Origin of the sequence: Gemmiger sp. An120, from assembly GCF_002160955.1 — a bacterium.
In the GTDB taxonomy this organism is placed as follows: Bacteria; Bacillota; Clostridia; order Oscillospirales; family Ruminococcaceae; genus Gemmiger_A; species Gemmiger_A avium.
Map to the genome: position 1 here is coordinate 1 of NZ_NFLN01000039.1, position 11,868 is coordinate 11,868.

12 protein-coding genes are annotated in these 11,868 nt (G+C 65.9%); 7 read left to right on the forward strand and 5 right to left on the reverse strand.

The window, feature by feature from the left end; genetic code table 11:
* Nucleotides 1–313: 313 nt before the first annotated feature.
* The 4 genes from B5E65_RS15770 to B5E65_RS15785 all read right to left on the reverse strand — a co-directional run bounded on the left by B5E65_RS15770 (nucleotide 314) and on the right by B5E65_RS15785 (nucleotide 3,720).
* Nucleotides 314–823: a sigma factor-like helix-turn-helix DNA-binding protein gene (locus B5E65_RS15770; protein WP_087172718.1), complete on the reverse strand. Its 510-nt coding sequence runs from the start codon at nucleotides 821–823 to the stop codon at nucleotides 314–316.
* A gap of 346 nt (nucleotides 824–1,169) precedes the next feature.
* On the reverse strand, nucleotides 1,170–1,724 hold the full coding sequence (locus B5E65_RS15775) for a hypothetical protein (RefSeq protein ID WP_087172719.1): 555 nt from the start codon (nucleotides 1,722–1,724) through the stop codon (nucleotides 1,170–1,172).
* 160 nt (nucleotides 1,725–1,884) lie between these two features.
* Nucleotides 1,885–3,132: a glycoside hydrolase family 10-like protein gene (locus tag B5E65_RS15780; RefSeq protein WP_087172720.1), complete on the reverse strand. Its 1,248-nt coding sequence runs from the start codon at nucleotides 3,130–3,132 to the stop codon at nucleotides 1,885–1,887.
* A gap of 60 nt (nucleotides 3,133–3,192) precedes the next feature.
* Nucleotides 3,193–3,720: a hypothetical protein gene (locus tag B5E65_RS15785; RefSeq protein ID WP_087172721.1), complete on the reverse strand. Its 528-nt coding sequence runs from the start codon at nucleotides 3,718–3,720 to the stop codon at nucleotides 3,193–3,195.
* Nucleotides 3,721–3,879: 159 nt separating this feature from the next.
* Between B5E65_RS15785 and B5E65_RS15790 the strand changes: the two genes are divergently transcribed.
* Nucleotides 3,880–4,308: a hypothetical protein gene (locus B5E65_RS15790; RefSeq protein WP_087172722.1), complete on the forward strand. Its 429-nt coding sequence runs from the start codon at nucleotides 3,880–3,882 to the stop codon at nucleotides 4,306–4,308.
* A 125-nt stretch (nucleotides 4,309–4,433) separates the two neighbouring features.
* Here the strand turns inward: B5E65_RS15790 and B5E65_RS15795 are convergent, their stop codons facing one another.
* Nucleotides 4,434–6,332 carry a flavocytochrome c gene (locus B5E65_RS15795; protein WP_087172723.1) on the reverse strand — a complete coding sequence of 633 codons (1,899 nt, stop codon included), beginning with the start codon at nucleotides 6,330–6,332 and terminating at the stop codon, nucleotides 4,434–4,436.
* 350 nt (nucleotides 6,333–6,682) lie between these two features.
* Between B5E65_RS15795 and B5E65_RS15800 the strand changes: the two genes are divergently transcribed.
* The 6 genes from B5E65_RS15800 (at nucleotide 6,683) to B5E65_RS15825 (ending at nucleotide 11,450) form a co-directional block, all read left to right on the forward strand.
* Nucleotides 6,683–6,952 carry a terminase small subunit gene (locus B5E65_RS15800; RefSeq protein WP_087172724.1) on the forward strand — a complete coding sequence of 90 codons (270 nt, stop codon included), beginning with the start codon at nucleotides 6,683–6,685 and terminating at the stop codon, nucleotides 6,950–6,952.
* 6 nt (nucleotides 6,953–6,958) lie between these two features.
* Entirely contained in the window at nucleotides 6,959–8,347 is a 1,389-nt protein-coding gene (locus tag B5E65_RS15805; RefSeq protein ID WP_087172725.1) for a terminase large subunit domain-containing protein, read from the forward strand.
* Between the two features lie 23 nt (nucleotides 8,348–8,370).
* Nucleotides 8,371–10,197, forward strand: coding sequence for a hypothetical protein (locus B5E65_RS15810; protein WP_087172726.1), 1,827 nt, complete (start codon nucleotides 8,371–8,373; stop codon nucleotides 10,195–10,197).
* Nucleotides 10,178–10,369 (forward strand): hypothetical protein, encoded by a 192-nt coding sequence (locus B5E65_RS15815; RefSeq protein WP_087172727.1) that lies wholly within the window; start codon nucleotides 10,178–10,180, stop codon nucleotides 10,367–10,369. Before B5E65_RS15810 ends, B5E65_RS15815 begins: the two co-directional genes overlap by 20 nt.
* 167 nt (nucleotides 10,370–10,536) lie before the next feature.
* Nucleotides 10,537–11,040, forward strand: a complete 504-nt coding sequence (locus B5E65_RS15820; RefSeq protein WP_087172728.1) for a hypothetical protein — start codon at nucleotides 10,537–10,539, stop codon at nucleotides 11,038–11,040.
* 32 nt (nucleotides 11,041–11,072) lie between these two features.
* Nucleotides 11,073–11,450, forward strand: coding sequence for a hypothetical protein (locus B5E65_RS15825; RefSeq protein WP_087172729.1), 378 nt, complete (start codon nucleotides 11,073–11,075; stop codon nucleotides 11,448–11,450).
* Nucleotides 11,451–11,868 lie beyond the last annotated feature (418 nt).

The window sequence follows — 11,868 nt, forward strand, 5'->3', positions numbered from 1 at the left end:
CGTCAAGGATGCGCCCGCTCTGCTTCGCAGACCGCCCTGCCGGTCCGGGGCTCCACCGGAGCCCCGGCCGCTTTGCGGACCCGGGCTGCGGGCGCGTCAAGGATGCGCCCGCTCTGCTTTGCAGACCGCCCTGCCGGTCCGGGGCTCCACCGGAGCCCCGGCCGCTTTGCGGACCCGGCCCCCATGCCCTCAACACGCGGGACGATATATCGTCCCGCACTTTTATTTTGCACAAAAAACAGCGGGACGGAGAAATCCGTCCCGCAGGATGGGGTCTGGGGACTGGTCCCCAGATTTAGCAATATTACCGCCCCTACAGCGGCGGCATATGCCGGGCCAGGCTGTCCAGGGTTTTGGCATGCAGACGGCGCACCCAGCGCTCGTCCAGGGTCAGGGTATGGCCGATCCTTTCCCAGGTCATGCCCCGTATGTACCGCAGCTGCAAAATCCGCTGCTGCTGCTCATCGCCCACCATCTGAATCACCCGCTCCACCTGGGCGCGGATGTCCAGGCAGCGGGCCAGCTGATCTTCCAGCTGGGCGGTCAGCTGTTCCAGCCGCGCCAGTGCCGGGCTGGAGGGCGGCAGCGTGCTGCCCAGCCGGTCCTCCAGCAGGCGCAGCGCCTGCACCTCGCCCGCCAGATCCTCCGCCTGCGCCACCGCCTGCCGGTACCGGCGCAGAAACTGCTGCACCTGTTCCCGCCGGTCTGCCGCCGTTACCGGCAGCGCCTCGCCCGGTTCGGTAGATTTTCGCTGCGCACGCCCCAGGGCCGCCAGCTCGGCCCGGTGCAGCGCCTGTTCCTGTTTGCGTCCGATCGTTTCCATCAAGTCCTCCTGTTCCCTGCTGGCATGCTTGCGGTTCGCCTGCCGGAATCTTGGTTCTCCTCTCTGTTCCGGCAGGGCACCGCGGCTTGGTTTAGTACCACGATAGCACAGCTGTGCGGACAAGTCAACAACATTTAGTTGTTTCGCCCGGAAAAGCCCAACTATAGGTTGTTATTCCGACAGGCTTCGGGGTGCTGGCAGACAGATTACCCGGGGTGGAACCGATAAAGTTTGTGATGCAGAACAAAACGGCGAAGTTTTCCACAGAAAGCCGCGCTGCTGTGGAAAACTTCGCCGCGCACAGAAAAAGCCGGGACGCGCTGTCAGGCGCGTCCCGGCGGATGGATCAGGCGTTTTCTTCGTCCAGTTCCTCGTCACTCTGGGTGGCGGTGGCCAGGCCGGTCACCGCGAACTGGCCGGATACCACATAACTGGGGCTGTCGTGGGAGATAACCAGCCGGTACTGGGAATTGGGGTCCAGACCCTCAAAGGTGTAGGTGTAGCAGCTGCCGTCGGCGGTATAGTACACGGTACTGCCGGGCAGGTAGGCCACGCCGCCGTCCACCTTCTGCCACAGGGCAAACTTGAATTCCTTGTTGTACTGGTTTTCGGTGGTGGCAAAGGCGGTTACGGTGATGCTGGTGCCCGCGGGGGAGAAGTACCCGGTTTCCTTTTTCTGGGCGCCGCTGAAGCTGAAGGTAGCATACAGCGCATCGCCGGATACCTGGGAAGTAAAGCTGCCCGATGCGGAGAAGCCCTCCGGCAGGGTGACACTGCCGCCCGCCGTGGCATGGATCTCATCGGCTTCGTCCTCATCCTCGGAACTGCCCGAGCAGCCCGCCAGCATCGCGGCACACAGCGCCAGCGCCAGCAGCAGGGCAAAAAGTCGCGTATGTTTCATCAGATAACCTCCTGGTGCGGGGCGCGGGGCCCCGGGATCGTTTAACCGACCGCGGCGTATGCCGCATGCAAAACGGTGCTACGGTAATAGTATACCACAAATCCCGCCGGTGCAAGCCGCGCCGGGCGGATTTTGCCGGATTTTCATCTTCCGGGGCCGGTCACGCCTGGGTCTCGTTCACCTGGCGCAGGGCCTCGCACTCCTGGGCGGCCAGATCGCTCCAGGCGGCGTTGTCGAACAGGGAAGCGTACCGGTACAGCGCGTAGCCGTCCAGCCCGGCCCCCCGCAGCCCCTCCACCTGGCTGGCCAGGTTGCAGCCGGTCTGCCACTGGCTGGTGCTGTTCTCGTTGCTGCCGCCGTCCCCGTCGCCGATGCGGTAGGCGCCCAGCCCGGCGCACAGGGCCACGCTGTCCGCCCGGGGCATGGCCGCCCACTCCGCCACGATGTTCTCAAAGGCAAACCGGTCGCTGCCGCTCTTGAGGGTATAGCCAAAGCCCCAGTAGATCTGCGGCATTACATAGTCCAGATAGCCCGGGGTGCTCATCCACAGGCCCACGTCACTGTACTGGCCGTTGTAGTTGTTGTCCGGGTTGCCCTGGGGGCTGATGCCGAATACCGCCGTGGGGCTGGACTCCTTGACGGTGCGGTAGACCAGGCTTACCAGGCTGTTCACGTTTTCCCGCCGCCAGTCCGCCAGCGACAGGTCGGTGCCGGAGGCGGCGTATTCCGCCTCGTCAAAGCTCTCCTCGGTGGTGGGGTAGAAGTAATCGTCAAAATGGATGCCGTCCACCGCGTAGTTATCCAGGATCTCCTGTACGCCGTCGGCGATGTAGGCCTGCACGTCCGGGTTGGCCGGGTCCAGATAGATCCCGCCGTTTACCTCCTTGGCCCAGTCCGGGTGCAGTACCGCCGGGTTATCAGCGGCCAGTTCTCCGGCCGGGTAGCTGGCGTTCAGCCGCACCCGGTAGGGATTTACCCAGGCCTCGATGGCAAGGCCCGCGCTGTGGGCCTGCTCCACCAGGATGGCCAACGGGTCATAGCCCGGGTCCTGCCCCTGGGTGCCGGTGCACAGATCGCTCCAGGGGAACAGCTCGCTGGGATAGATCGCGTCCGCAAAGGGACGCACCTGCACCAGCACCCGGTTCATCCCCAGCTCGGCGCTGTTGGCCATCAGCTGGGCCGCCTGTTCGGTAAAGGCGGCTTCGCTGGAAAAGTCCATGGTTTCCCATTCCTTGTAGCTGATCCACATGGCCCGGATCTCCTCAGCGGGTTCGGCCTGCGGGGTGGCGGCGGGCTGGGAAGCGGGTTCGGATGAACTGGAAACGGAAGAGGACGCCGGCGCGGCGGCACAGCCGGCAGTGAATGCCAGCGCCAGCGCGGCGGCGGACAGACGAAACGGAATTTTCATGGGGTTCACCTCACAAAGGTATGTGTATGCGCTGCACGGGCGGCGCATGCGGGGGCGGGTTTACTGCCGGGACGCGGCCTGACGGTACAGCGCCACCAGCGCCCAGCCCCGGGCCAGGGTGCAGGCAAAGAACATCAGGTTATAGGCCATCTTGATCAGGTCGGTCATCTCGGGGGCCAGAAGCAGCAGGGTCTGGGCCAGTTCACACAGGCAGACCGCCGCTACCGCCCCGCTGAAGGGGCCTGCCTTGGCCGGATCTTCCCGGCGCAGGCGGCTGTATTCCATCCAGACAAAGTTGACCCAGCAGCCGCCCAGCAGCGCCCGGTTGATGGGGGCGTAGGTGGTCAGGCTGGCGGGCCCGGCCAGCAGCAGCACAAAGCTGAGGAAACACCGGGCTTTTTCCGAGCCGGAAATGTTCCGCAGCGCCGCCAGGAACAGCAGCATCAGCCCGGTGAGCACAAAGGCGATGTTTTCGCCCAGCGACAGCGGCGTCGAGCCGGTGAGCAGCAGAATGGCGTTGAACATATTGCAGGCAACCGCCAGGATGCCCAGCAGGTAGTAGGTTTTGCGGGTAAGGGTCAGCGACATGGGAAACCTCCTTGCAAACGCGCAGGGTTGCGGTATAATAAAAAGACAGGACAAACTGCCCGGGCGGACAGCCGCCGGGCACTTTGCGGCCGATACGGCAAAACAGCCGTATTTCAGCTATTATACCATAGTTCGACAATTCTGGAAAGGAGGCTTCCTATGCCCCCGATTGTTTCTTTGGTGCTGGCTTTGCTGGGGCTGGCGCTCTGCATCTGGTTCATCTCCCGGCGGGACCGGGAGCGGCGCACCGCGCCCGGCGCGTGTGGCACCACCATCTACCGCACCGACTGGCCGCTGGACGACTGCATGGACGCGCTGGCCCGCCACAGGGAGGAGGACATCTTCACCTACACCCTGCGCCGGGACCCGGACGGCAGCTTCCTGCTGCATTTCACCCGGCACAACCCCACCGCCCAGCCGCTGGACACCCTGTACCAGCTGCGGCTGGACCCGGGCCGCCGCACCACCGTGACCCTGATCTTTCTGCGGGAAGCCTTTGGGTATAAAGAACCGGTGTTCCCCGCGGATATGCTGGTGGCGTTTATGAAGCAGAAGCTGGACGCCGAGCCGGTGGAGCTGGAAATGTAACATAGCGAATGAAATGATTGATTTCCGGGGGTCCGGGGGAGACGTTGTCTTCCCCGGATCTTATTTGCATAACAAAAGGGACGCGCTCACAGAGAGCGCGTCCCTTTTGTTATGCGGGATAAGGCTTACGCAGCGTAATCCGCGGCGTTCTGGCCGGCGATACGGCCAAAGACCACGAAGTCGGCCACGGCGTTGCCGCCCAGACGGTTGGCGCCGTGCACACCACCGGTAACCTCACCGGCCGCGTACAGGCCCGCGATGGCGGAACCGTCCTCGGTCAGGACCTGGGTATCGGTGTTGATCTTCAGGCCGCCCATGGTGTGATGCACGCCCGGGCTGACCTTGATGGCGTAGTAGGGAGCGGTGTCCAGAGCCTCGGCGAAGCTGGTGCGGCCGAACTCGGCGTCCTCACCGGCAGCCACGCAGCCGTTCCAGGCTTCCATGGTGGCGGCGAAGTCCTCAGCGGGCACGCCCATGGCCTCGGCCAGGGCTTCGTAGGTGTCGCCCTGCACGGTATAGCCGTTCTTGATGTAGCCGGCGATAACGCTGGAAGCGTCCACCATCTTCTGGTCGATCACCAGCCAGGCATAGCCGCCGGTCTGGGCGATCTCAGCGGCGCTGACCGCGTCGCGGGTGCCCACTTCGTCGCAGAAGCGCTTGCCCTCGGCGTTCACCAGGATAGCGCCGTCGCCGCGCAGACCCTCGGTGATCAGAGCGGCGGTCTCGGTCTCCACGGTGGGATGGATCTGGATCTGGTCCATATCCACGGTAGCGGCGCCGATGGCGGTGGCCATGGCGATGCCCTCACCCTGAGCGCCCGGGGCGTTGGTGGAAGCGAAGCCGGCCAGGTCGGGCTTGTACTCCACGACCATGTCCAGGTTGGCGCCGAAGCCGCCGGTGGCCAGAACCACGCTCTTGGCGTTGACGGTCACGGTGCTGCCGCCCTTGCCCTCGGCGGTGATGCCCACGGCCGCGCCGGACTCGTCGGTCAGGATGGCGTTGGCCTTGGTGTTCAGCAGGATCTCAATGCCCAGATCCTTGCAGTTCTGCTCCAGAATGGGGATCATGTAGCTGCCCACGGAGAGGGTCTTGCCCTCCTCGTTCACCGGGCGATGGATGCGCTTGACGGAAGCGCCGCCGAAGCTGCCCACGCTGGGCAGCTCGATGCCGATGGAAGCCAGCCAGTCGATGCTCTCGGCGCTGTTGTTGACCAGGGTGGCCACCAGCTCGGGATCGTTGATGCCCTTGCCGCCGATCAGGGTATCCAGCTGGAACAGCTCAGCGCTGTCAAAGTAGCCGGTGGGGTTGGCCTGATACTCTTCCCACTGGGTCTTGACGGTCTCGCCCAGGGCGGTGATGGCCTCGTTGTCGGCCCAGTCGCCCAGAGAAGCCAGGGTCTTCTCCACGCCGGCTTCCTCGGTGAACTCGTTGGCATCCTGCGCGGTGGTCTTGGCAGCGTTCATGCCGCCGGTGGCGCGCACAGAGTTGCCGCCCACCATGGCCATGCTCTCCACGATCACAACGCTCTTGCCGGCCTTGGCAGCGGTGATGGCAGCGGTCATGCCCGCGCCGCCCGCGCCCACGACCACCACGTCGGCGTCGTAGGTGGCGTCCTCACCAGCGGCGGAACCGCCGTTGCCGGTGAAGGAAGCAGGATCCAGGCCCAGGCTGCTGACGGCGGCCTTGGCGGCCTCCACCACAGCGGTGCTGGTAATGGTGGCGCCGGCGATGGCGTCTACCTCCAGGGTCTGGCTGTCCACCATCTGCTGGGGCAGCTGCTCAACGGCAACGCTGCCCACGCCTTCGGTCTCGGAAGCGCCCTCGGCAGAAGCGGCGGTGATCTTGCCGTTCTCCACGGTGATGGTGACGGTCACGTCGCCGCCGAAGCCCTTGGCGGTGCCGGTAGCGGTCTGCGCGCCGGCAGCCGCGCTCTCGCTGGCGGGGCCGCAAGCCACCAGGCTCAGGGCCATCAGCAGAGCCAGGATCAGGCATACGGCCTTGCGGCCGGTCTGATGCATCTTCATGGCTAAATTCTCCTTTTCTGTTGTTCGTATGTAGCGAATGGGCCGGTCCGGAGGCCTGCCCCGCCTGAGAGTATAGCAATCCGTCATTTTTATGTCAAATACTTTGGCCGGAACGAAACTCTTTTGTAATAAATCGGACGTGTTCCGGCCCCGCGCCCGCAAAAGCCCGGCCATTCGCCCGGACGCGCCCGGGCACTCGCCCGGGAAAGCCCGCCGCCCTCCGTGCTATGCTGACGGTGGCAAAGGAAACCGGCGCGCCGCCTTTGCTCAGGTCCCGGCCACAGGAGACGGCCGGGGGTGGGATGCGGGAAGTTGCAGGGCGCGCAGAACAAACGAAAGGAGGAGAGGCCATGGCGGCACGCAAACCACGGCCCGCCACCCCCGACCAGCTGCTGGGGGCGCTGAGCGACATTGCGCTGGGCCGGTGCAGCTACCCGGAAACCGATAAGACCGGCAAGGTGATCCAGCAGATGCCGGACGTGAGCGCCCGGCTCAAGGCGCTGGAACTGCTGGGCAAGCGGTACCGGCTGTTCAGCGAACCGGCTGCCGAGCCCGGCGCGGAGGAACTGCGGGTGACGGTGCGGGTGGTGGATCAGCTGGAGCGGGAACCGCCCGGCTGAACGGGCATGGAGCTGGAACTGACCCTGACACCCCGGCAGCGGGCCTTTGTGGAAGCCGGGGCGGACGAGGTGCTGTTCGGCGGGGCGGCGGGCGGCGGCAAAAGCTACGCTCAGCTGGCCGACGCGCTGCTGTATGCGCTGCGGTATCCGGGCAGCCGCCAGCTGATCCTGCGGCGCACCTACCCGGACCTGGAACGCAGCCTGATCGCCCAGCACCTGGCCTTTTACCCCCGGGCGGTGTACCGCTACGCCTCCAGCGCCCATCTGGGCCGGTTCGTCAACGGCAGCACGGTGGAGTTCGGCTACTGCGACAACGAAAAGGATGTGTACCGGTACCAGGGTGCGGAATACGACGTGATCCGCTTTGACGAGCTGACCCACTTTTCCGAAAGCATGTACCTGTATCTGCTGAGCCGTCTGCGGGGGGCGAACCGGTTCCCCAAATCGGTGAAAAGTTCCACCAACCCCGGCGGGGTGGGGCATGCCTGGGTCAAGGCCCGGTTCATTGACCCCGCCCCCGCCGGGCGGGAATGGGCCGCCGCCAGCGGCACCCGCCTGTTTCTGCCCAGCCGGGTACAGGACAACCCGTTCCTTATTCAGCGTGACCCGGGCTATCTGCGGCGGCTGGAAAATCTGCCCGACGCCCAGCGCCGGGCCCTGCTGAACGGAGAATGGGATCTGTTTGAGGGGCAGTTCTTCGCGGAGTTCCGGCAGGAGGTGCACGTCTGCGAGCCCTTTGCCATCCCGGCCCACTGGCCACGGTACCTGACCCTGGACTACGGCACCGACATGCTGGCGGCCTACTGGGCGGCCATGGACGAGACCGGCCGGGCCTGGGTGTATCGGGAGGTGTACGAGGGGCGGGACAACGGCAAGGGCGAGGGCGGCCGGGGCCACACCATCGGGGCGGCGGCCCGGCTGCTGCGGCAGGCCGGACAGGGGGAGAGCCTGCGGGCGACGCTGGCCCCGCCGGATTTGTGGAACCGCCGGCAGGAGACCGGGCGCAGTGCGGCGGACTATTTCGCCGAGGCGGGACTGCCGTTGACCCGCACCTCCAACGACCGGGTAAACGGCTGGCGGGCGGTGCGGGAATGGCTGGCCCCGGCAGAGGACGGAAAGCCCCGGCTGCAGATCTTTGCCAGCTGCCGCAATCTGATCCGCACCCTGCCCGCGCTGCAGTTTGACCCCCGCCGCCCGGAGGATACCGCCCGCCAGCCCCACGAACTGACCCACGCGCCGGACGCGCTGCGGGGGTTTTGCGTCTGGTGGACCGGGCCTGCTCAGGCACCGGCCAAACGCCGGGCGGTCTGGAGCCCGGACCAGTGGGAGGACTACGAGCGGGCTGACCCGGCGGGCCGGGCCTATCTGATCGAAAAATACGGCGACCCGTTCTGACGGGCCGCGGAAAAGGAGGAAGTATGCTACACGCGAAACGGGACAAATCCGCCGCCGGGGCGCGCCGCCGGCAGCTCTGGCAGCAGCGGCTGGCCGCCGCCCGGGCCGCCTACGCGGACACCCTGGCCAACATGGACCGGTGGGAGGCGCTGTACAACGGCAGCCGACGCCTGACCGACGCGGATGGCCGCCCCGCCCGGGACAGCAGCAACGTGCGGAACATCGCCTACGAGCTGGTGGAAAGCCAGGTGGACAGCACCCTGCCCCTGCCCCGGGTGGAGGCCATTCACGCGGAGGACACCGAACTGGCCCGCAGCATCGAGGCGGTGCTGCGCCACCAGATCCAGCTGCGGGGGCTGGCCGATCTGAACGACCTGCAGGAGCGCACCGTGCACATCCAGGGCGGCAGCTTCTGGCTGGTGGAATGGGACCCCAAGGGCGGCGGCCACTGTACACTGGGGCAGCTGTCGGTCACGCCGCTGCATCCCCGGCAGGTGATCCCCCAGCCGGGCGTCTGCGACATCGAAAAGATGGATTACCTGTTCATCCAGATGGCCCAGACCAAGCAGTCCATCTATAAACGGTATGGGGTGGATGTGTCCGCCTGCGGGGAACAGATCCCCGACCTGCGGGGCGAGGGGGAAACACCCCGGGAGGAACTGGTGACCCAGAACATCGCCTTTTACCGCAACCGCCGGGGCGGCGTGGGGATGTTCAGCTGGGTGGAGGACGTGACCCTGGCCGACCTGGAGGACTACCAGGCCCGCCGCCGGGCGGTCTGCACCGACTGCGGCGCCGAGGCGGAACCGGGCACCGAACGCTGCCCGGTCTGCGGCGGAAAGCTGGAGACCGGCCCGGTGGAATGGCAGCCGGTGCCGGAAACCCTGGCCGCGCCCGGCCCTTTTGCCGAGCGGCCGCTGCTGCTGGCGGACGGGTCCTTTGCGCTGGGGGAGGACGGCGAGCCCCTGACCCAGTGGGTGGCGGCCCCGGCCCAGGCGCCCTGCTACCGGCCGGGACGGTTCCCGCTGGTGCTGCGGCGCAACGTGAGCCGGGCGGGCAGCCTGCTGGGCGGCAGCGACGTGGAGATGATCCGGGATCAGCAGGACGCCATCAAGAAAATGGGGTCCAAGATCGACGAGAAGATCCTCAAGGGCGGCAGCTATGTGACCCTGCCCGAGGGTGTGCGGATCGAGACCACCGACCGGGAACTGAAGATCATCCGGGTACGCACCCCCGCCGAAAAGGCGCTGATCGGGGTGGTGAACGTGCAGCCGGATGTGAGCAAGGAGATGACCGCCCTGGAGCAGAACTACCAGTGGGCCAAGAGCACCCTGGGCATCACCGACGCCTACCAGGGCAAGTACGATTCCAGCGCCATCAGCGGCACCGCCAAGCAGTTCAGCGCCAACCAGTCCGCCGGGCGGCTGCAGTCCAAGCGGGATCAGAAGAACCAGGCCTACGCCCGGCTGTATGAGCTGATGTTCCGGTATCTGCTGGCCTACGCGGATCAGCCGGTGCCCTATGCGGAACGGCTGGCGGACGGCAGCCAACGGTTCGCCCATTTTGACCGGTGGGCGTTTCTCAAGCAGGATGCCGCCGGGGAGTGGTACTGGAATGACGAGTTTCTGTTCTCGGTGGATCCCAGCGCCACCCAGGCCAGCAACCGCAGCGTGCTGTGGCAGCAGCTGGACGACAAGTACCGGGCCGGGGCGTTCGGGCCCGCGTCCGAGCCGGCCAGCCGCCGGCTGTACTGGACCATGCTGGCCCGCACCGATTTCCCCCATGCCCAGGAGGTCAAGACCCTGCTGGAACAGGAGGGAGGTGAAACGGATGCTCTGCCCCCTGTGTAAGGTGGAGATGCGGGTAGAAAGCCACACCGCCGTGGTGGGGGACGATAGCCCCCTTACCGAGACCCAGGTGATGCTGGTGCAGGAGTTCTTCTGCCGCAACCCCCAATGCGAGCGATACGGCGGCGGGTGTGTGGACCGGGTGACCCACCCGGTGCCCCTGATCCGTCTGTGACCGAAAGGAGGTGAACGCGAATGGCCAAGCTGAAGATCGGCAACGGCGGCAGCATGCAGGTGCCCGCCCCGAAGCCCGTGCCCGGCGGCAAAAAGCCCGAGGTGCGCCGACCCGATCCCCGCAGCAAGTAAGCGGGATTGCCGGAAGTGAGAAAGGAGGGATGTTTCATGGAAGAATTGCAGCCTGTGCAGGAACCGGTGGAGAGCCCGGCGCCGGAAGTGGAACCAGCCGCGGCAGAACCGGCGGCTGAAATCCCGGCTGCCGAGCCGCTGCCGCCCCCGGACTGGGAACACCGGATGGCGCTGGAGCGGGCCGACCGCCAGCTGGACGACCAGCTGCGCCAGATCGGCCGTCTGGCCCCGGAGGTGGCCCGGTTCGAGGACCTGACCCGGATGCCGGATTTTGACAAGTTCGACCGGCTGGTGCGCGGCGGGCTGGATCTGGTCAGCGCCTTCAAGCTGACCCAGTACGACCGGCTGATGGACCGGCAGGTGCAGGCCGCCCGGCAGGCGGCCCTCAACGCCGCCCGCAGCACCGGTCATCTGGCCCCCGCTGGGGGCCGTGCCCGGCCCGAGGAGGGCCTGACCGACGAGGAACTGGATACCTGGGCCAAGTTCGGCCTGAGCCGGGAGGAAGCCCGCCGGTATCACCGGCGATTTTCGGGGCGCTGAGCCCCCACGACAAAGTAAAGGAGGTACGCACTATGTTTACCATTGCCAGCCGCGCCATCGGTGCGGTGGAACCGTTCTGCTATCTGCCCGGCGGTGAGGGCCTTGTGCCCGGCGCGGCCGCGGCGCTGACCGGCGGCAAGCTGACCGCCGCCACCGCCACCACCCGCCCCACCCATATCCTGATCGGCCCCGCCCGCCCGGACGGGCTGTATCCGGCCATGCCGGTGCTGCCTACCACCGTGTTTGAAACCAAGGCAAACGCCACTGTGGCGGATACTCTGGTGGGCAGTGCCGTCACCCTGAACGAGGCGGGCGACGGGGTCACCGCCACCACCGCCAGCGGGGTGTTCCGTATTCTGGCCACTGATGGCCAGGACGGCGGCGGCACCGTGCGTGGGTGCTTTATCTGAGGGGGATAAAGACTTGTAAAATATACGATTTGTATATTTTACTGGAACAGCCCGCAGCGGGCGCAGAGAAAAACATAAAAAGGAGGATGAAACCTGATGGCAGATATTATCTTTTCCAAGGGCAGCGGGGCAACAGCTGCGAGGTGAATCGGCCCTTGTAAGAGGGGCGATGAGCCCGCAGATGTCCCGTCATGCAGCGAAGGGATGAGAAGGAGAGCGGTGGCCCGGGCAGAGCCCGGGGTGCCCGGAGGGCATTTATCACGCACTCCGAAACAGCCCGCAGCGGGCGCGGAGAGAAGCATAAAAAGGAGGATGAAACCAGATGGCAGATATTATCTTTTCCAAGGGCAGCGGGGCAACAGCTGCGAGGTGAATCGGCCCTTGTAAGAGGGGCGATGAGCCCGCAGATGTCCCGTCA